Genomic DNA, 19,293 nt, shown 5'->3' on the forward strand with positions numbered 1-19,293 from the left:
TTTATGAGCGGAAATATATATGTGGGAAATGCCGGCAAGGACGCACCACTGGACAGCGGATGGCTCCTCGGGCATTTCAAGGACGCCGACGACCCTCGTCACACCGCAGCCGTAGAGGTCAAGTGGGGAATCCATCCGCAGGGTGACGAACGGCTGGAATGGGTGAGGGGTGACGAGCGGACCGCTCTCCTGGTTCTCGTCGGCGGCCGGTTCCGGGTGGAATTCCCGGAGCGCAGCGTTCTTCTGGAGAAACAGGGGGATTACGTCGTGTGGGGTCCCGGAGTCGACCATTCCTGGTTCGCGGAAGAGGAATCCGTGTTGGTCACGGTTCGGTGGCCGTCCGTGTCCGGTTATGCGGTGGCACGGGAATAGCGAAGAGGGACGGCCGGTATCCGGTACCCGTCAGGCGGCGGGCTCGGGGGCCGGATTGCCGTAGGGGGCGTGGCGGTGGGGGGCTCCAGATGAAGGGGCCGTGGTTGGCGACGAGGGCGGCCGCGATTTCGGCGGCTCTGCGGTCGGCGCTGTCCAGGAGGTCGACGATGACCTTGCCGGTGTTGTACTCGTAGTCCTTCGCACACTGGTCGGGGGTGCAGGGGACGGGCCCGTTGAAGGGGTCCACGTGCGATGTGTTCACAACCGGCCGTCCTTCTGCTGATCGGTGATTCCGTGTGCCCCGTCTCAAGAGGGGGCTACTGGACGAGTTCCCAGTCCTGCGAGCCGTCGGTGAGCGCGGTCTGCAGGGTCAGCTGCGCTCCGGCGGTCGCTCCGGTCAGGTACAGGCTGGTGTTCTTGACGGACTGGAGCTTGTAGAAACCGTCACTGGTCCTGACGAGGTTCCAGCTGCCGGTGTTGCTGTTGTCGACCCACTGGCCGATCTTCTGGCCGGCCGTGGCGCTGCCGGTCCAGATGGCCGCCGCCCGGCCGCCCGCCTTGTTCAACAGGCTCACGCCGCCGTTCGGCTCGGTCGTCGTGTGCCAGTACTGGGTGTCGGCGTTGGCCGCCGAGCCCGGGGCCTCCAGCCGGACGTCGGGGACGTCCGCGTTGCCGATGTTCGCGTCGTTGGTCTTGTTGCCGGTCCCGATCACCTGGTCGGTCTTGCGGTTCACCAACTGGTAGTAGGCGCCGTCGGAGTGGCCGAGGTCGACCTCGGCAAACTTGAGGGTGGAGGTGCCCTGGTTGTTGAGGATCACGACACGGCCGGTGCTCGTGACGTACTGGAGGTTGCGGCTGTAGCCGGCCGCCGAGGTGGTCTGGTACTCCTTCCAGGTGCCGTCGCTGCGCCCGGTGTCGTTGACCCAGACGTTGCCGCTGCTCGCCGAGTTGTAGACCAGGCGTCCGCCGGGCTCCCTGATGAGGACCGGGCTGCCGCCCGTCGCGAGGGCGTGCGAGCCGGTGTCGACCGGCAGTGAGGTGACGGCCGTACCGGTGGCGGAGCCGAGGAAGAACTGCAGCGGGTTGTCGGCGACGACATATCGGGTGTTGGCACCTCCGCCCCAGTACTCGAAGGTCAGCATCCACTTGCCGTCCGCCGTGCGGACGACGTTCGCCATGCCGGGCCGGCCGCCGCCGATCTCCGTCTTGCCGCCGCCCATGTCCTGGTTCAGCCCGGCGATGTCGACGACGGTGGAGCTCCACGACGCGCTCGTGCCGTCCCAGGTCCGGTGCGCGAGGATCTGGCCGTGCGAGTCGGTCGCGCTGTCGTTGGCGGGGTCCGGGGTGGCGACGCCGGTGCTCGCGTTGAAGCCGGTGTAGTCGTTCTCGTCGGAGTAGTAGCAGACCAGCTGCCCCTTGTAGACCATCAGGTACGGCTCCCAGACGGGGTCCACCTGGTTGCCGGTGTTCGCCGCCGCGATGTTCTGGCCGATTGCGCCCGCGCTGCCGCCCTGCCAGCCGCCGGTCGCGATGACGTTGACGACCTTCCAGGTCGCGCCGTCGTCGGTGCTGGAGTACAGCGCGATCGCCACGTCCTTGCGGTCGCCGTCGTTCGTCGGCGTCCAGCTCGCGTCGGCCGCCTTGTGCTCCTGGTAGTAGTAGTCGTCGCCCGACACCACACTGGCGAGGAGGAGGGTGCCCTGCTTCAGGTTCCCGACGTCCTGGGGGAGCGTGTAGAGGTAAGGGTTGGTCCAGTTGCTCGTGTACTTCGCGTACTGGGGGTCGCTGGACAGGTACGCCGGAGCCTTGACCTCCGACAGCGCCTGCCAGGTCGTGCCGTGGTCGTCGCTCTTGTAGACCGGGAGGGTCTGTCCGTCGGCGCTGCCCGACGCCGTCACGACCGTCGACTTCTCGAAGGACGCGACGAGCCGGCCGCTCGGCAGCTCCGCCGACTTCGGATAGATCGCGCAGTTGCCCCGCCCCTTCAGACACGCCTCGCTGCCGAGCTGGTAGAGAGTGCCGCCCGTCGGGTTGTACGCCTGCGCACTGACCATGGGTATGGCAAGGATCGCGGATGTAGCAGCAAAGGTTCCCAGGGCTCGTCCAAGCCGTCTTCTCTGCATGGCCCCTCCTCAGGGGAGTCGGATCACGATCGGGTGGCTGTTCCGGGGGTCGGCCCGGTGTGGGCGGCGACGAGGACGCGTACGTCCCAGGCACCGAGGTCCAGGGCCGAGTCGGCGACGACCGCGTCGCCGGTCAGGGTGTCGGTGAGGTCCGCCGGGGCGGGGACGCTCGTGGGCGCCCAGCTCCAGTTGTGGACGATGTGGACACGGCGGCCGTCGGGCGCGGTCCCGGTGGTCGCGGTGACGGTCGGGGGAAGGTGCTGCCAGCCACTGGTCGCGGCCGGGGACAGCCACTCGGCCAGCGCCCGGGCGAGGTTGCGGTCCGGCGCCGTGCCGACGCAGGTGATCCGGCCCGCGCCGTGGCCGCGCGTGGTCACCGCGGGCCAGCGGCCGTAGTGCGGGTGCTCGTAGGCGGCGAGGACCTCGGCGTCCAGGGCCGTGAGGCCCTCGATCCACCGAGTGCCGGCGGCGTTCGCGGGGACCTCGAACGGGCCGCCGGGCACCGCGCGGACCGGCACGTCCTGGGTGAGGTTGCCGAACTCGTCGTACTGCACGCCCGCCGCCGCGACGAGCCGCCCGGGAGCCGGCTCGTGACGGGCCCGTGCCTCGTGGTCGGCGTAACCGGTGCGCGGGCCGAGGACCAGGTGGCCGCCGGCGTGGGCGTACGCCTCCAGCCAGTCGAGCGTGGAGTCGTCGACGACGTACAGCGCCGGGGCGACGAGCACGGGGTGGCGTCGAACGGCCTCCTCCGGTGTCATGCCGTCCCGCTCGCCGCGCGGATCGTGCAGCTGGCGGGCGTGCACGATGCGCACCTGTCGGCCCGCGTCGAAGGCGCCCCGGTAGAAGGGGTCGAAGAACCGGTGGTAGGCGGCGGCGTCCGGCCCGCCCTCGGCGTTCGCGAGCGGCGGGTACTTCTGCATCAGCCACTTGCTCGGCATCGAGTAGACCATCGTGATGTCCGCGTCCGGTTCGAGACCGGCGACGAGTGCGCCCGCGGCGCTGAACTCCGAGCCCAGCCGGGCGATTTCGGCATACGTACGGCCCGGCTGGCCGCTGTGCGGAAGGACTCCGCCCCAGTAGGTCTCCGCGCCGAAGCGCAGGGTCTGCCACTGCCAGTACTCGATCATCCGCGCCCCGCGCGCGACATGCGCCCAGGCGGCCTGGCGCCACTGGCCGTCGTAGCCGGGCCGGTTGTCCCATGCGAAGCCGATGCTCTGGGCGTTGGTCTCGGTGACGAGGAACGGCTCCTGGCGCGAGGAGAACATCCAGTCGGCGGTCTGGTACATCGACCAGACCCCGGTGGTCTTCCACTGCTGCTCGTGGCCGTCGGGGGTGGGGTCGGGAAGGAGGAGGCCGTCCTGCATGTCGTAGTACGGGTTGCCGGACGCGATGTCGAGGCGGTCCGACAGCTCGTCGTCCTCGACTCCCTGGCGGGTGTACGAGATGCAGGTGGTGACGAACTGGCCGGGCTGCGCGTACTCGCGGACCAGGTCGGCCTGCCAGCCGATGAACTCGGTGACCTGGCGCGCCTGGAACTCCCGCCAGGCGACGTCGTATTGGGGCTGTTCGTTGCCGTCCGGGGTCCACAGGTCGGCCCAGGTGGACAGGCGGTGGGACCAATAGACCAGTCCCCACTCGCGGTTGAGGGTCTCGACGTCCCCGTACTTCTCCCGCAGATGGTCCACGAAGCGCTGGAAGACACCGTTGTTGTGGAGGAGGTGCAGGCCCGGCTCGTTGTCCACCTGCCAGCCGATGACCGCCGGGTGGTCGGCGTACCGGGCCGCCATCCTGCGGATGAGCCGCTCCGCGTGGAAGCGGAACGCGGGGTGGGTGAAGTCGATCTCCTGGCGGGCGCCCCAGCCGAGCCGCTGCCCGGTGGCGTACTCGGCGGTGATCTCGGGGTAAAGGCGGACCAGCCACTGGGGGGCGGCGTAGGTCGGGGTGCCGAGGACGACGGAGATGCCCCGCTCGTGGGCGCCGTCCAACACCGGTTGCAGCCAGTCGAGTTCGAACCGGCCGTTCTCCGGTTCCCAGGTCGACCAGACGGACTCGCCGACCCGGATCACGGTGAAGTGCGCCTCGGCCATCAGGTCCAGGTCGGTCTTGAGCTGTTCGTCGGGCCGGGTGGTGGAGCCGTAGGCGGGCGTGTACTCGTGGTAGTACGCGGCACCGAACAGGACACGGGCAGGCAGAGCCGCCATGGGGGGAAACCTCCGGGGAAACGGGAAGTGGTACGAGGGACGCGGACGCGCTACTGCTTGACGCCGCCGGACGCCAGGCCGCTCTGCCAGTACCGCTGGAGCATCAGGAACGCCACGACGAGCGGGACGATCGAGATCAGGGAGCCGGTCACCACCAGCGCGAGCATGTCGCTGCTGGAGCCCGCCCCGCCGTTCTGGGCCTGCGCCGCCCAGGAGGAGAGGCCGACGGTGATGGGATACAGATTCGGGTCGTTGAGCATGATCAGCGGCAGGAAGTAGTTGTTCCAGGTCGCCACCAGCGTGAACAGCAGGACGGTCACCAGTCCGGGGCCGAGCAGCCGCAGGACGATGCGGAAGAAGATCCGCGCCTCGCCGGCGCCGTCGATCCGGGCGGCCTCCAGGATGCTGTCGGGCACGGCGTCCTCGGCGTACACCCGCATCAGGTAGAGGCCGAACGGGTTGACCAGGGACGGCAGGATGACGGCCCAAGGGGTGTTCACCAGGCCCGCCTTGGCGAACAGGAGATAGGTCGGGATCGCCAGCGCGGTGGCCGGGACCATCACGGCGCCCACGACGAGGTTGAACGCCACCCGGTCCCCGCGGAAGCGGAACTTGGCGAACCCGTACCCGCCGGCCGCCGCGAGCAGTGCGGCGCCGACCGAGCTGACACCCGCGTACATGACCGTGTTGAGCAGCCAGTGCACGAAGACGCCGTCGTCCTGGGTGAAGGTGGCCCTGACGTTCGTCAGCAGCTGCGGGGCGTGCGAGAACCACAGGCCGAAGGTGTTGAAGAGGTCCTGCGTGCTCTTGGTCGAGGCGACCAGCAGCCACAGCAGCGGCAGCAGGAAGTACGCCAGGACGGCCAGCATGGCGATCGTCAGCGGGGTGCTGTGGCGCTTCCTGCGCCGCTTGCCCGAGGTGGCCGGGGCCCGCTTCGCGGGCGGAGCGAGTTGGGCCGTGGGAAGGGTGGTCGTCATGATGTCCTCCTGCGGTTGGCGGTGAGCAGGACGGCGTAGGAGACGATCACGATGACGAGGCCGAGGAGGAAGGACACCGTGGCCGCGTAGTTGACCTGCTGTCCGGTGAACGCGAGCGTGTAGGCGTAGAGGTTGGCGGTGTAGGAACTGCTGATCACGTCCGGGGCGATGCTCATCAACAGCTTCGGTTCGTTGAAGAGCTGGAAGCTGCCGATCACCGAGAACAGCAGGGTGAGCATCAACGCGGGCCGCAGGGCGGGCAGTTTGATGGACCAGGCGATACGCCAGGCACCCGCGCCGTCCATCGCGGCGGCCTCGTACAGCTCCTCGGGGATGGTGCGCAGCGCGGCGTACAGGATGATCATGTTGTAGCCGACGAACTCCCAGGTCACGATGTTCGACAGGCTCCCGAGCATCCAGCCGTCGCTGAGGAAGGCCGGGGCGGGCAGGTGAAGATGGTGGCTCAGCTGGGCGAACGGGCCGAAGTCCGGTCCGTACAGATAGCCCCACATCAGGGCGGCGACCACGCTCGGCACGGCGTACGGGACGAAGATGCCGAGCCGGATCACCTTGGCGAACCGCAGCAGTCCGCTGTCGAGCGCGAGCGCGAACAGCAGCGCCAGCAGCAGCATCAGCGGGACCTGGATCACGAAGAACAGGGCGACGCGTACGACACCGTGGATGAGCTGGGGGTCGCCCAGGGCCCGGACGTAGTTGTCGAGACCGACGAACGCCGTTCCGCCGATGAGGCGTTCCTGGAAAAGGCTGAGGTAGGCGGCGTAGCCGAGCGGGGCGAGGAAGAGCAGCAGGAACAGCGCCATGAAGGGTGCGACGAACAGTGGCCCTGCCGACCGGCGGCGGCGCGCGCCGCCGCGCCGGCCCTTGGGGGAGGCCGCGGTTGGGGCAGTCATCATCGGGCCTTTCTGAGGGGTGGGGTGTGCCGGGGACCGGGTCCCGCGCCGCCGCGCGGGACCCGGTATGCCGTCAGGCCGAGTGGACCGTGAAGCCCTGGGTCTTGGCGTACGTGGTCAGCCGCGACTGCCAACTGCCCAGCGCGCGCACGGTGTTCGTCTTGTCCGCGAGGGACTTGCCGACGGTCTCCGTCCAGTCGGTCGCCGCCTGGTCGAGGAACGGGGGCCACTGGAAGGAGGAGTTGACCGTGGAGCTGACGTCGGCGAAGACCTGGTTGACCTTCTGGCCGCCGTAGAAGGCCGGCGCGTCCGACACGAAGTCGGCCTCCGTGAGCAGGGCCTTGGTGGCCGGGAAGAAGAACTGCTCGGTGGCGAACATCTTGGCGCTGGCCGGGTCGGTGTTGAGGAACTGCGCGAACACCGCCGCCTGGATGGGGTTCTTGGTGGAGCGGATGACCGCGGTGGTCGAGCCGCCCCAGTTGCCGGAGCTGGGCTTGCTCGCGTCCCACTGCGGGAGCGGGGCCGCGCGCCACTTGCCGGCGGTGGCCTTGGCGGAGCCCGAGAGGAAGACCGGGCCCCAGGCGGCGGTCAGCCAGGTCGCGTACTTGCCCTTGTTGAGGGCCGCGTACCAGGAGTCGGTGAAGTCCGGCTCCACGCCGATGACTCCCTCCTTGGCCAGGCCGCCCCAGTACGCGCCGAGCTTCTGCGAGACGGCGTCGTCCACACCGATGGTGATGTCGCTCTTGCCGGACAGCGCGTAGGGCTTGGCGCCCGCCTGCCACAACAGGCCATGCCAGGCGGCGACTTGGTTGGCGGCGAGGTTGGTGAGGTAGACGTCCGGGTCGGCCTTGTGCAACTTGCGGGCAGCGGCGGCGAACTCGTCCCAGGTGGTGGGGACTTCGATGCCGTGCTTGTCGAAGATGTCCTTGCGGTACAGCATGCCCATCGGGCCGGTGTCCTGCGGGATCGCCCAGATCTGGCCGCCGCTGCCGGTGACCTGGCCCCAAGTCCAGTCCACGAACGTCGACTTGAGGGCCGAGGCGCCGTAGGGGCGCAGGTCCAGGAGGCTGTCGGTGATGGTGAAGGTCGGGATGGCCTGGTATTCGATCTGCACCATGTCCGGGGCGCCGCTGTTCGCCTTGAGCGCGGTGCGCAGCTTGGTGTACTGCGGGGTGCCCTGACCGGCGTTGACGACCTTGATCTTGACGGCCGGGTACTTCTTCTCGAAGAGCGCGACCTCCTTGTCGATGTTCGGGACCCAGGTCCAGAACGTCAGCTCGGTCGGCGTCTTCATGGCCTTGTCGATGTCGGCCTGGCTGACCGGCTTGCTGGAGGCGGTCGAGCCGCCGGAGCCGCTGCCGCCGCAGGCGGTGAGGGTGACGCCGAGCGACAGGGCCCCGGTCGTGGCGAGGAAGCCCCGACGGCTCATCGGGAAGGGGCCGGGCGTGGACGAAGAGGTGTTTCTGGGCATGGTGGACTCCCGCCGGTGGCGAAGGTGACGGCACGCCTGGCAAGGGCGTGCGGAGGCGTGATGGAGGAGGGCGCGGACGCGCCGGCCGAGGAGCGGACGCCGACGGGGTCGGGCACGCGTCCTCGTGGACCGGGCCGACGACATCTCCGGATGCGGAGAGGGCGGTCGTGGCCGAGGAAGAGGGTGGTGAACCGGCGACGGAGACGGTGGGGGCGAGGCGGCTCGCCGTCTGCCGGCTTCAGGAACGGCCTTGCCTGGCAAGGGCGTTCGGAGGGACGGGGCGTGACCGGGACCTGCGGCTCGTCCTCTGGTCACGCACCGGCCGTGCGCTCGTGCTGTCCGGGCTGACCGGCGTCGTCACTGGTGGGTGGCCGGGCCTCCGTTCGGCGACGGAGTGTGGTGCGCGTGCCCGCGGGAACGGGTGGCGGTATGTCTGCCGCGGGCCGGGGTTCTCCGGCCGGGCGGAGGCGCGGTCGAGGTACGGACGATGAGGTCGACCGGCGGGGGGCTCGACGGCAAGGGCGCCGCGTTCGGGTTCTCGATGGCGTGCACCAGACGCTTGAGCCCTTCCTGCGCCACGACGTCGAACGGCTGGCGCACCGTGGTCAGCGGAGGAGTCACATAGGCGGCGACCGGGATGTCGTCGAAGCCCACGACACTGACGTCCTCGGGCACCCGCAGCCCGGCCTCCGTCAGTGCGCGGATCAGTCCGATCGCCATGTCGTCGTTGGCGGCGAACACCGCCGTGACATCACCGTCCTCGGCCAGTTCGCGTCCCGCCCGGTACCCGGACGCGGCCGACCAGTCGCCCTCGACGGGCGGCGGTACGGCCCTGCCGTGCGCGGTCAGGGTGGCCCGCCAGCCGTCGAGACGGTCTCGCGCGGCGTACCAGCGTTGCGGGCCCGCGAGGTGATGGACCGTCATATGACCGAGTTCCAGGAGGTGTTCGGTCGCGGTGTGGGCCATCAGGTCGGCGCCGTCACCCGCGGTCAGCACGAGGGGTGCGGAGACCGGGGAGGGCGCACCGAGGACGAGGATCGGAACGTGCAGACGAGGGGCGGCACTTCCGTCGTCACCGGGGATGCCCTCCTCCTCGATCGGTTCGGAGATGACGATGCCGTCCACGCCCTGATCGAGGAGCGAGTCCACGGCACCGGCCATGCCCGCCGGGTCGCCTTCCATCGTGTTGACCACGCGCAGCGCGTAGCCGGTGTCCCGGACGACCCGCTCGACCCCCATGAGCAGCGAGGCCGGACCGTACAGGGCCGTCCCCAGCGTCACGACGCCGATCGAGCGGGTGCGTCCGGAGGCCAGGGCCCGGGCGGCGTTGTTGCGCCGGTAACCGAGTTCCTCGGCGGCTTCGAGGACGCGTCGGCGGACGTCGGCGGAGACGTACTGCTCGTCGTTGAAGACCCGCGACACCGTCTTCTGCGAGACCCCGGCCAGGCGCGCGACGTCCACGCTGCGCGGGGCCGCGGTGTTCCCGCTCCGCGCTGTCCCTCGCGTCATGGTGTCTCCTGATGGCCGGTTCCGCCTCTGGCTGCGCAGTCATGTCTGCGCTGTCATGTCTACGCAGTCATAAGGCTGTCGTCAAGAGTCCGGAACGCATCCGTAACCTCGCGCCCGGCGTTCGCACGGCGCGGGCCGTCCGGGTAAGGGGCTCGGTAAGGGAACATCATCCAACCCTCACCTCGCTTCCTGAGTTCGCCAACTGCCGCCCCCGTACTACCGGTTGCCAACTCCGAGAAAGGGGAACGCAGTGTCCTTCGCGAAGATCACGCTGGCCAAGAAGGCCAAGAAGAAGGAGTGCGCCAAGGAGGCGCACCACAAGCACCACGGGAAGAAGCACCACCGCAAGCACAAGAAGCACGGCAAGTGACGGCTGTGCCGGGGTCCGCCCGTCCGCCTGACATGGACCCCGGCACGCCTTGGGACTGGACGGCGGCCGAGGAACACCGCCCGTCGTCCCGGATGCGGCACGCCCGCGTCTCCCCGCTCGCCGCCTTCCACGCCTTCTGGCCGCTGGTCCGCGGCAACCGCGTCGCCGTCCTCTTCTCGGCCCTGCTCCTCATCGCCTCCTCCGCCGCCGACGCCGTCGCGATCGCCATCGCGGGCCGCCTCACCGACGACGTCCTCGCCCCCGGCGACCTCGACGCCTTCTGGGGCCCGGCCACGCTCTGGCTCGGCCTCGCCGTCGCGGGCGCGGCTGCCTCAGCCGCGGGCAGCTACCTCTCCGGCTGGACCAGCGAACACTTCCTCCTGGGCCTGCGCGACCACGTCTTCGAGCACCTCCAGCGCATCCCGCCGGACACCCTCGACCGCTACGGCACCGGCGACCTCGTCACCCGCCTCACCGGCGACATCGAGGTCGTCGAGACCCTGGTCGCCTCCGCCCCCGTCGAGCTGATCACCTCCGCCGCGGGCGCCCTCGTCTTCGCCGCCGCCGCGTTCCGCACCAGCTGGCAGCTGGCGCTCATCACCCTCGGCGCCGCCCCGCTGATCTGGCTCGGCGCCCGCGTCTTCGGCACCCTGATGCGCACCGCCACCCGCGCGGAACGCGACAGCAACGGACGCCTCGCCTCCCTCCTGGAGGAGAGCCTCGCCAACATGCCCCTCGTGCAGGCCTACGGCCGTCAGCGCGCGGAGAGCGGCAAGGTGCACCGCGAGGGACGCACCTGGATGCGGGCCGGACTCCGCCAGATCCGGCTGTCCTCCGTGTACGGCCCCCTCGGCGAACTCCTGGAAACCCTCAGCGTGTTGGCGGTGATCGGCGCCGGGGCGTGGCAGATCTCCGAACACCACCTCACCGTGGGCGGCCTGCTCTCCTTCGCCGCCTTCCTCAGCTACCTCCACCCGAGACTGCAGGAACTCGGCGAACTCCTGGTCGGCGCCTCCACGGCCACGGCTGCCTGCGAGCGCCTGATAGAGGTCCTGCGCACCACCCCCGAACCCACCTCCCGCCCCGACGTCCGGCCACTCCCCGAACCCGTACGCGGCGCCGTCACCTTCCAGGGCGTCGGCTTCTCCTACCCCGGCGCGCCGGGCCCCGTACTCCACCACGTCCAACTGGACATCCCCCCGGGCCTGTTGGTCGCCGTCACCGGCCCCAGTGGCGCCGGCAAATCCACCCTCGGCAAACTCCTGCTCCGCTTCCACGAACCCACCCGGGGCCGCATCCTCCTCGACGGCCGGGACATCGCCGAACTCCCGGTGGACGAGGTGCGCCGCCACATCACCCTGCTCCCGCAGGACAGCATGCTCTTCGACGACACGGTCCGCGCCAACATCGTCTACGGCCGCCCCGACGCCACCGACAGCGAGATGCTCACCGCCGCTGTCGCCGCCGACGCACACGGATTCGTCAGCGCGCTGCCCGAGGGCTACGACACCCCGGTCGGCAAGCACGGCAACAACCTCTCCGGCGGCCAGCGCCGCAGGATCGCCCTGGCCCGCGCCATGCTGCGCACCGGACCCGTACTCGTCCTCGACGAACCCACGACCGGCCTCGACGACGAGGCGACCGCCCGGATCCTGCCACCCCTCCGCCACCTCACCGCCGGCCGCACGACCTTCCTCATCACCCACGACCACCGCCTGGCCGCCCTGGCCGACGCCGTCCTCCACCTCACCGACACCACAGCCGTACTGACGACACCCGGACAGATCGCGACGGAGGCGGCCTGAACGCGTCACCCTACGGGTTCGTCGACGCGGGCAGGTCCAGCGCGCGGCCGAGGGCCCGGACGACGGGGACGGCATATCCCGACAGGTGCAACGGGGACCACGTGGCGGCCAGTTGGAGGAAGTCGGCCAGATCGCGTTCCGCTCCGGCGAGCAGGCCCCGCAACTCGGCGACGGGCAGCTCGATCACGGGACTGCCGTGATCCTCGGCGTCGACGGTCAGCCGCACGACCTCGCCGTGTCCGTGATCCGCAGGCCGCCGGAGGCGAAGAGGCCGTCCATCGTGAGCAGTCCGTGCAGGAAGGTACCGAGCGGGTCGGTGTCGCTCCCGGGCGCGGCGGTGTTGCCGTCGGCGATGTGCATCACGCGAAGCCGTCACCGGCGCGCGTTTCCAGGACCGGCTGTAGAACGATCACCCGAGTAGCCTGCGGCACCCCTGCTCGTGCCCGCCCCGCGCCGATCTCGATCTCGTTGCGGATCCCGGTCCATGACGGCAACTCCCTTGTGTTCACGGCAAGATCCGGATCACCCCGGTCAATGACCGTGTCACCGGCTGTCGTACCTCAGGAGACATCCATGCCGAAACTCGAAGTCGACGGCGCGGTACTCGTGTACGACGACGAAGGCCCCCGCGACGGAGCCGACGTGCCGCTGGTGTTCATTCACGGGTGGACGGCCGACCGGCACCGGTGGGACGACCAGTTCGCGCACTTCTCGGCCGAACGGCGGGTCGTACGGCTCGACTTGCGGGGGCACGGCGAGAGCACGGGGGCGGGGTCGCGGACCGTCGACGCGTTGGCCGCGGACGTCGTCGCACTGCTCGACCACCTGGAGGTCGAGCGGTTCGTGCCGGTCGGGCACTCCATGGGCGGGATGATCGCGCAGACCCTGGCCCTCGCCCATCCCGAGCGGGTCGAGCGGATGGTGCTGGTCGACTCGATCAGCCGCATGACGTACAGCTGGGCGCGCGGTGTGCTGCTGGCGGTGTCCACGCTGCTGCCGTTCAGGCTGTTCGTCGCCGTCAACATCCAGCGCGCCTTCGCGCCCGGTTACCCCAAGGACAGGATCCGCCAGTACATCGAGGCCTCCGCCGCCACGCCCCGCGAGGTCGTCATGACCTGCTACGGAGCCATGCGCGCCTTCGACGTCCTGGACCGGGTCCACGAGATCACCGCGCCCACGCTCGTCGTGCACGGCTACCACGACATCCAGTTGCCGCTGTCGCAGATGCTGCGGATGGCGAACGCCTACCCGGACGCGGTCGTCCGGATCGTCGACGCCGGTCATGAACTCCCCCTGGAGAAACCGGCCGAACTCACCGCGCTTCTCGGCAAGTTCGTGACCGCGCCGACGGGCTGAGGAACCAGAACTCAGGCCGGCCGTACCAGTCCCGCGTCGTACGCGAAGATCACCGCCTGGACCCGGTCCCGTGCGCCGATCTTCGCGAGGATGCGGCTGACGTGGGACTTGACGGTGGACTCGGCGAGGCAGAGGCGTTCGGCGATCTCGGTGTTGCTCCAGCCCGAGGCCATGACGGTGAGGACCTCGCGCTCGCGGTCGGTGAGGGTGTCGAGGCGGCGGTCCTGCTCGGGGGTGCGGCCCGGCATCCGGTCGCCGAAGGCGTCGATGAGCTTGCGGGTCAGGCCGGGGGAGATGACCGCGTCGCCGGCGGCCACCGCCCGGATGCCCGCGACCAGTTCCTCGGGCAGCGCGTCCTTGAGGAGGAACCCGCTGGCCCCGGCGCGCAGCGCGGCGTACGCGTACTCGTCGAGGTCGAAGGTGGTCAGGACGAGGACGCGGGAGCGGCCCCCGGACTGCACGATCCGGCGGGTGGCCTCGATGCCGTCCATGCCGGGCATCCGTACGTCCATCAGGACCACGTCGGGGCGGAGTTCGGCCGTCAGCCGGACCGCCTCGACGCCGTGCGTGGCCTCGCCGACGGTGCTCAGGTCGGGGTACTGCTCGATGAGCATGCTGAAGCCGAGGCGCTGAAGTGCCTGGTCGTCGACGATGAGGACGGTGGTCATGCGGGGTGCTTCTCCATGAGGTCGGGGGCGGTCGAGGTGGGCAGGAGGAGGGCGCGGACGGTCCAGCCGCCAAGGGAGTTGGGGCCAGCGGCGACCTGACCGCCGTAGAGCGAGGCCCGTTCGCGCATGCCGACCAGGCCCTTGCCCTGCTCGTCGGTGGTGGGGGTCGGATGCGGGCCGGCGTCCTCGACGGTGACGTGCACGGCCTCGGGGCCGGCCGCGACCGTGACCTCGACGGTCGTGTCCGGTGCCGCGTGCTTGAGCGTGTTGGTGAGGGCCTCCTGCACGATGCGGTAGACGGCGAGCTGAAGTCCCTGGGGGAGACCGGTGAGTTCGCCCTTGAGACGCAGGGTGGCGGCGGGGCCCGCGGCCCGGACCCGCTCCATCAGCGGTCCGAGGTCGGACAGTCCGGGCTGGGGCGCGAACGGGGTGTCGTCGGGTTCGTCCTCGTGGATGACGGCGAGCAGTCTGCGCAGTTCGGCCAGGGCGCCGCGCCCGCTCTCCGCGATGATCCGCAAAGTGTCCGCGCCCCGCTTGGGTTTGCTCTCGGCGAGTCCCGCGGCGCCGCCCGCGAGGCCGACGATCACGGCGAGGGTGTGGCCGAGGATGTCGTGCATCTCCCTTGCCACCCGGGCGCGTTCGCCTGCGGCGGCCAGCCGGGCTCGCTGGTCGCGCTCCACCTCGAGACGGACGGCGTGCTCCTTCAGGGCCTCGATATAGGCGTTCACGAGTTTCCCGGCCAGGCCGAGCGCGGCCATCGACAGGACGGCGACCGTGGCGAGGAACGCCAGCAGCGGAGTGCTGGCCGCGTCGTGCGCCAGCCCGGCGTTGCCGAAGAAGAGGATCGACACGTACGTCGTCGCGAGGTTGTACGTGACGGCGAGCACGAGCTGACTGGGAGGCCCGAAGCGCCCCAGGTTGATCAGCGCCACCAACTGCCCGGCACTGGCGCCCGAGTCCTCCCCGAGGAACCGCGTCAGCAGGGAGGCGGAGGCGAGGACGACGAACACCAGGCCCGGCCGACGCTCGCGCCACAGCAACGGCACGGTGAGCCCGGCCGTGAGCACCAGCATCGCCAGGAAGTAGAGCCCGGAGCGGTCGGCCGCGCGGAGCAGCGCCGGAACGCCGGCGAGGACGTAGACGGCAGGAATGCTCCACCGCCTGACCCGCGGATGGGCCGTGTCGGCCTGCCGCACCCGGCCCAGCCAGGTGAGCAGCCCGACGACCGCGCGGTACTCGGAGTCGCCCAGCCGGGCCCCTCCCATCAGGCTCTCGGGCATGAGGGACCGGGCCGTCATCGGTGGTGAGGTCACGGGATACACCCTCCATGGTGCAGGCGGGCCGCCCGCCGGTCCCGGGGGGAGGGGACCGGCGGGCGGGGACGGTGCGGCCGGGGCGGGCCCGGACCGGCGTCCTGGTGTGGATCGTACGGCGGCGGTCTCAGCGCTTCCCGGTGGCGACGGGCGATCCGGGTGCCCGGTCCGGGCTGCCGGAGCCGGTCTCCGGGGTCTCGGCCAGCAGATGGCGAAGGCGCTCGCCCTCGACGTCCACGTTGGGCAGGATCCGGTCGAGCCAGCCGGGCAGTGCCCAGGCGCGGCGGCCGAGCAGGGTCATGACCGCCGGTACGAGCGTCATACGGACGACGAACGCGTCGAAGAGGACGGCGGAGGCGAGGCCCAGGCCGATCGACTTGACCAGCGCCACGTCGTCCAGCAGGAAGCCGGCGAACACCGAGATCATGATGACCGCGGCGGCCGTGACCACCCGGGCCCCGTGCCGGAAGCCCGCGATCACGGCCTCGGTGGGCTCGGCCCCGTGGACGTACTCCTCACGCATCCGGGTCACCAGGAACACCTCGTAGTCCATGGCGAGTCCGAACACCACGCCGATCATGAAGATCGGCAGCACGCTCACGATCGGCGAGGTCCCGTCGACGCCGAACAGGTCGGCCAGCCAGCCCCACTGGAACACCGCGACCACCACACCGAGCGTGGCGACCACGCTGAGCAGGAAGCCGAGTGCGGCCTTGAGCGGGACCAGGATCGAGCGGAACACCAGGAGCAGCAGGACCAGGGCCAGGCCGACGACCACACCGAGGTAGGGGATCAGGGCGCCGCTGAGCTTCTTGGACACGTCGATGTTCAGCGCGGTCGTGCCGGTCACCATCAGCTCGGAGCCGGTGTCGGACTTCAGCGCCGGGCCCCGGTCGCGGATCCGGGAGACCAGGTCGACGGTGTCCTGACTGCTGGGGGAGCTCTTCGGGACGACGGAGATCAGGGCCACGTCGCCGCTCTGGTTGAACACCGCGGGGCGCACGGCGGCGACGTCGGACAGCTTGCCCAGTTCGGTGACCGTGTCCTGTGCGGCCGTCTTGGCGTCGCTGCTGCCGCGGCCGTCGACGACGACCGTGAGCGGGCCGTTGTAGCCGTCCCCGAAGCCCTTGGTGATGGTGTCGTAGGCGATGCGCTCGCTGGTGCCGGGCGCGGACATGCTGTCGTCGGGCAGGGACAGCCGCATCGACAGGGCGGGTATGGCGAGGATGCCGAGCCCGACGACCGAGACGAGCAGCATCTTCACCGGGTTACGGGTCACGAACCGGGCCCAGCGCACGCCCGTCGTCTCGCCCTGGCCGCGCTCCTGGAGAGCGCGCATCCGGCGGCTGGTGAACCGGCCGCTCATGATCCGCATCCCGGCGAAGCCCAGCATCGCGGGCAGCAGGGTCAGCGCGATCAGTACGGCGACGACGACCGAGAAGGCGGCGCCCAGGCCCATGGAGGTCAGCATGCTGATGCCGATGATGCTCAGGCCGACCAGGGCGATGACGACGGTGAGCCCTGCGAACACCACCGCGGAACCGGCGGTGCCCAGCGCGCGGCCCGCCGCCTCCTCCGGTTCGTGGCCGTCGCGGATCTCGCTGCGGTAGCGGGAGACGATGAACAGGGCGTAGTCGATGGCCACCGCCAGGCCCAGCATCAGCGCCAGGGTGGTGGCGGTCGAGCTGAGGTCCACGAAGGCGCTCACGACCGTGATGGTGGCGACCGCCGCCCCGACCCCGAAGATCGCGGTCAGTAGCGGCAGGCCGGCCGCGAGCATCGACCCGAACGTGATGACCAGCGCCACGGCGGCGACCAGCAGACCGATCAGCTCGGTCGCGCCCCCGCCCGCCTTCTCCTGTACGGCGTTGCCGCCCAGGCTGACCGCGAGCCCCGCCTTCTCGCCCTTGTCGGCCACGGAGTGCAGCGCGTCGCGGGCCGCGTCGGTGACATCGGCCTGGGCGACCTTGTAGGTGACCTGGGCGTAGGTGATGGTGCCGGACTTGCTGATCAGACCGCTCTGGTACGGATCGCTGACGTTCGCGACCTGGGGGGCCTTCTTGAGGTCGGCGATCAGCGACTCGACCTCGGTCTTGTTGGCGCCGGACTTCAGCTGCTGTCCGTCGGGCGCCTCGAACACCACGCGGGCGGTGGCGCCGGCGGCCGAGGCCTGCGGGAACTCCTTGCCCAGCAGGTCGATCGCCTTCTGCGACTGCGTGCCGGGCAGGGTGAAGCTGTCGGACGTCTTGGACGACACGCTCGCCGCACCGATACCGACGGCCGCCAGGACGGCGATCCACAGCATCAGGACGAGCCGCCGGCGCCGGAACGAGAACCGGCCCAGTCGGTAGAGGAAGGTGGCCACGGAGTACTCCCACCAGGTTCGAGAGAAAGAGGTTCGAAAGGAATGCGCGAGAAGAGGAGGGCCTGCGCGACCCACGACTTCACGCTAGGAGCGCCACTCCTCGCCTCCGCAGCACCGGGGAAGTGAAAACGGCCGGGGTGACTAGTACCGGGGTACTAGACCCTCTCCACCCTCCAGTCGAGGTGGGCGGCCCTCCGGTCCGGGCGGGCGCCGTGATCCGCCCCACACGATCCGGGACAAGAGCCGGTTATGGTGACCAGGCAAATCGAACAGGGACAGAACCGGCGGAGGACACCGTGTCGGACGAAGGGCGTCGCATCGCCGGGCGCTACCGGCTGGCCGAGCAGATCGGCCGCGGCGGCATGGGCACCGTCTGGCGTGCCGACGACGAGGTCCTCGGCCGCCAGGTCGCGATCAAAAGGCTCCACGCGCGGCCGGAACTCTCCGCCGACGAACTCGCCACCCTCTACGAGCGCACCCGCCGCGAGGCCCGCAGCGCCGCCCGCATCCAGCATCCGAACGTCATCGTCGTCCATGACGTCGTCGACGACGACGGCCGCCCCTGCATCGTCATGGAGTACGTCCCCGGCCCCACGCTCGCCGATCTCCTCAAGGACGGCCGGACCCTCCCGCACGAGGAGGCCGCCCGGATCGGCCTGGACACGGTCGCCGCCCTGCGCGCGGCCCACGCCGCCGGTGTACTGCACCGGGACGTCAAGCCCGGCAACGTCCTGCTCGGCACCGGCGACCGCACCGTCCTCACCGACTTCGGCATCGCCATGACGGACGGGGCGTCGACCCTGACCAAGACCGGCGAGATGGTCGGCTCCATCCACTACATGGCCCCGGAGCGGATCCGCGGCCTCACCCCCGGCACCGCCTCCGACCTGTGGGCCCTGGGCGCCACCCTCTACCAGGCCGTCGAGGGCCGCCCGCCGTTCCGCCGGGCCACCGCGATGGAGACCGCCTACGCCATCGCCGTGGACCCCCTCGAACCCATGAAGCAGGCCGGACCCCTGGAGCCGCTGATCGAGGCCCTCCTCGTCAAGGAGCCCGACGAGCGGCCTACGGCACAACAGACCGAGCGTGCTCTACAGACCGCGTGGTGGGGAGAGTCGACGGCCGAACTGCCGCCGCCCGCCCCCGAGTTGACGACCGTGGAGCCGACGGGGGACTCGGGTCGCGGGCGCCGCCGGGGCCGCAAGGGGCTCATCGCGGGGGTGCTCGCCCTCGCGGTGGCGGCCACGGCGTTCGCGCTGCACGGGACGTCGACCTCGGCGCCCGGGCACGCGACGACCCGGCCGACCACCACGACCTCCGCGTCCCCCGTCCCGGACGGCTACCACCTCGTCCGGGACCGGCAACTCGGTGTCTCCTTCCCGGTGCCGGACGACTGGAAGGCCGGCAAGCGGTCGGCGGAGAGCGTCACCTACACCGACGGGACGGGCCTGGCCGGGCTCACCATCGGTGTCGTGGACCCGGCGGGCCCCAACCCGAGCACGCACTTCGCCGACATCGAGGCCAACACCAAGGTCAACTACCCCACTTATCGCCGACTCCGCATGCAGCAGACCACCTTCCGCGAACAGCCCGCCGCCATCTGGGAGTTCACCTTCCAGGGCCGGGTCCGGGTGTTCCGCGCCATCGAGCTCGGCTTCGGCAGGGAGGGGGACCGCGAGTACGACATCTACCTCTCGGCCCCGGACGCGAAGTGGGACACCTACCGTCCGGTCTTCGACAAGGTCAGGGACGGCTTCGTGACCAGCGCGGCGTAACCGCGCGAGACGCCGCGCACCGGTCTTGCCTCCACGGCCCGCGCCCCGTTACCTTGCGGCAAAGTTACAGGCCAGCT

General features: G+C 70.3%; 16 protein-coding genes. 4 read left to right on the forward strand and 12 right to left on the reverse strand.

The features are described from left to right. Positions 1–3 precede the first annotated feature (3 nt). On the forward strand, positions 4–372 hold the full coding sequence (locus tag ACQHII_RS44875) for a signal peptidase I (RefSeq protein WP_427924681.1): 369 nt from the start codon (positions 4–6) through the stop codon (positions 370–372). Here the strand turns inward: ACQHII_RS44875 and ACQHII_RS44880 are convergent. From ACQHII_RS44880 to ACQHII_RS44910, 7 genes are all read right to left on the reverse strand, one after another. Further along, complete coding sequence (locus tag ACQHII_RS44880; RefSeq protein ID WP_427925570.1) at positions 323–634, reverse strand: hypothetical protein; 312 nt, start codon at positions 632–634, stop codon at positions 323–325. The genes ACQHII_RS44875 and ACQHII_RS44880 overlap by 50 nt on opposite strands. A 55-nt stretch (positions 635–689) precedes the next feature. Then, positions 690–2,495 (reverse strand): RICIN domain-containing protein, encoded by a 1,806-nt coding sequence (locus ACQHII_RS44885; RefSeq protein WP_427924682.1) that lies wholly within the window; start codon positions 2,493–2,495, stop codon positions 690–692. Between the two features lie 23 nt (positions 2,496–2,518). Continuing rightward, on the reverse strand, positions 2,519–4,696 hold the full coding sequence (locus ACQHII_RS44890) for a beta-galactosidase (protein WP_427924683.1): 2,178 nt from the start codon (positions 4,694–4,696) through the stop codon (positions 2,519–2,521). Between the two features lie 50 nt (positions 4,697–4,746). Further along, a complete protein-coding gene (locus ACQHII_RS44895; RefSeq protein ID WP_427924684.1) occupies positions 4,747–5,673 on the reverse strand; it encodes a carbohydrate ABC transporter permease in 927 nt (308 codons plus the stop codon). Next, positions 5,670–6,587, reverse strand: a complete 918-nt coding sequence (locus ACQHII_RS44900; RefSeq protein WP_427924685.1) for a carbohydrate ABC transporter permease — start codon at positions 6,585–6,587, stop codon at positions 5,670–5,672. The genes ACQHII_RS44895 and ACQHII_RS44900 overlap by 4 nt, the downstream gene beginning before the upstream one ends. Before the next feature lie 70 nt (positions 6,588–6,657). Further along, on the reverse strand, positions 6,658–8,055 hold the full coding sequence (locus ACQHII_RS44905; RefSeq protein ID WP_427924686.1) for an ABC transporter substrate-binding protein: 1,398 nt from the start codon (positions 8,053–8,055) through the stop codon (positions 6,658–6,660). Positions 8,056–8,412: 357 nt separating this feature from the next. Next, positions 8,413–9,564 carry a LacI family DNA-binding transcriptional regulator gene (locus ACQHII_RS44910; RefSeq protein ID WP_427924687.1) on the reverse strand — a complete coding sequence of 384 codons (1,152 nt, stop codon included), beginning with the start codon at positions 9,562–9,564 and terminating at the stop codon, positions 8,413–8,415. Positions 9,565–9,930: 366 nt separating this feature from the next. Here ACQHII_RS44910 and ACQHII_RS44915 point away from each other — a divergent pair, with 366 nt between their 5' ends. Further along, complete coding sequence (locus tag ACQHII_RS44915) at positions 9,931–11,739, forward strand: ABC transporter ATP-binding protein (protein ID WP_427924688.1); 1,809 nt, start codon at positions 9,931–9,933, stop codon at positions 11,737–11,739. Between the two features lie 10 nt (positions 11,740–11,749). Here the strand turns inward: ACQHII_RS44915 and ACQHII_RS44920 are convergent, their stop codons facing one another. Next, on the reverse strand, positions 11,750–11,965 hold the full coding sequence (locus ACQHII_RS44920) for a hypothetical protein (RefSeq protein WP_427924689.1): 216 nt from the start codon (positions 11,963–11,965) through the stop codon (positions 11,750–11,752). Next, complete coding sequence (locus ACQHII_RS44925; RefSeq protein WP_427924690.1) at positions 11,956–12,102, reverse strand: hypothetical protein; 147 nt, start codon at positions 12,100–12,102, stop codon at positions 11,956–11,958. The genes ACQHII_RS44920 and ACQHII_RS44925 overlap by 10 nt, the downstream gene beginning before the upstream one ends. 210 nt (positions 12,103–12,312) lie before the next feature. Between ACQHII_RS44925 and ACQHII_RS44930 the strand changes: the two genes are divergently transcribed. Next, on the forward strand, positions 12,313–13,095 hold the full coding sequence (locus ACQHII_RS44930; protein WP_427924691.1) for an alpha/beta fold hydrolase: 783 nt from the start codon (positions 12,313–12,315) through the stop codon (positions 13,093–13,095). A gap of 11 nt (positions 13,096–13,106) precedes the next feature. Here the strand turns inward: ACQHII_RS44930 and ACQHII_RS44935 are convergent, their stop codons facing one another. The 3 genes from ACQHII_RS44935 to ACQHII_RS44945 all read right to left on the reverse strand — a co-directional run bounded on the left by ACQHII_RS44935 (position 13,107) and on the right by ACQHII_RS44945 (position 17,441). Next, positions 13,107–13,763, reverse strand: coding sequence for a response regulator (locus tag ACQHII_RS44935; RefSeq protein ID WP_019068012.1), 657 nt, complete (start codon positions 13,761–13,763; stop codon positions 13,107–13,109). Further along, on the reverse strand, positions 13,760–15,076 hold the full coding sequence (locus ACQHII_RS44940; RefSeq protein ID WP_427924692.1) for a sensor histidine kinase: 1,317 nt from the start codon (positions 15,074–15,076) through the stop codon (positions 13,760–13,762). The genes ACQHII_RS44935 and ACQHII_RS44940 overlap by 4 nt, the downstream gene beginning before the upstream one ends. Positions 15,077–15,203: 127 nt before the next feature. Then, positions 15,204–17,441: an MMPL family transporter gene (locus ACQHII_RS44945; RefSeq protein ID WP_427924693.1), complete on the reverse strand. Its 2,238-nt coding sequence runs from the start codon at positions 17,439–17,441 to the stop codon at positions 15,204–15,206. A gap of 296 nt (positions 17,442–17,737) precedes the next feature. Here ACQHII_RS44945 and ACQHII_RS44950 point away from each other — a divergent pair, with 296 nt between their 5' ends. Continuing rightward, positions 17,738–19,216, forward strand: coding sequence for a serine/threonine-protein kinase (locus tag ACQHII_RS44950; RefSeq protein WP_427924694.1), 1,479 nt, complete (start codon positions 17,738–17,740; stop codon positions 19,214–19,216). The last annotated feature ends 77 nt before the right edge of the window (positions 19,217–19,293 follow it).

It is taken from the genome of Streptomyces sp. cg40 (assembly GCF_050320165.1).
GTDB lineage: Bacteria > Actinomycetota > Actinomycetes > Streptomycetales > Streptomycetaceae > Streptomyces > Streptomyces hokutonensis.

Bases quoted from the DNA above. Each gene is read 5' to 3' on its own strand.
- ACQHII_RS44935 (WP_019068012.1), bottom strand. From the start codon at position 13,763: ATGACCACCGTCCTCATCGTCGACGACCAGGCACTTCAGCGCCTCGGC.
- ACQHII_RS44890 (WP_427924683.1), bottom strand. From the start codon at position 4,696: ATGGCGGCTCTGCCTGCCCGTGTCCTGTTCGGTGCCGCGTACTACCAC.
- ACQHII_RS44900 (WP_427924685.1), bottom strand. From the start codon at position 6,587: ATGATGACTGCCCCAACCGCGGCCTCCCCCAAGGGCCGGCGCGGCGGC.
- ACQHII_RS44885 (WP_427924682.1), bottom strand. From the start codon at position 2,495: ATGCAGAGAAGACGGCTTGGACGAGCCCTGGGAACCTTTGCTGCTACA.
- ACQHII_RS44875 (WP_427924681.1), top strand. From the start codon at position 4: ATGAGCGGAAATATATATGTGGGAAATGCCGGCAAGGACGCACCACTG.
- ACQHII_RS44930 (WP_427924691.1), top strand. From the start codon at position 12,313: ATGCCGAAACTCGAAGTCGACGGCGCGGTACTCGTGTACGACGACGAA.
- ACQHII_RS44895 (WP_427924684.1), bottom strand. From the start codon at position 5,673: ATGACGACCACCCTTCCCACGGCCCAACTCGCTCCGCCCGCGAAGCGG.
- ACQHII_RS44910 (WP_427924687.1), bottom strand. From the start codon at position 9,564: ATGACGCGAGGGACAGCGCGGAGCGGGAACACCGCGGCCCCGCGCAGC.
- ACQHII_RS44905 (WP_427924686.1), bottom strand. From the start codon at position 8,055: ATGCCCAGAAACACCTCTTCGTCCACGCCCGGCCCCTTCCCGATGAGC.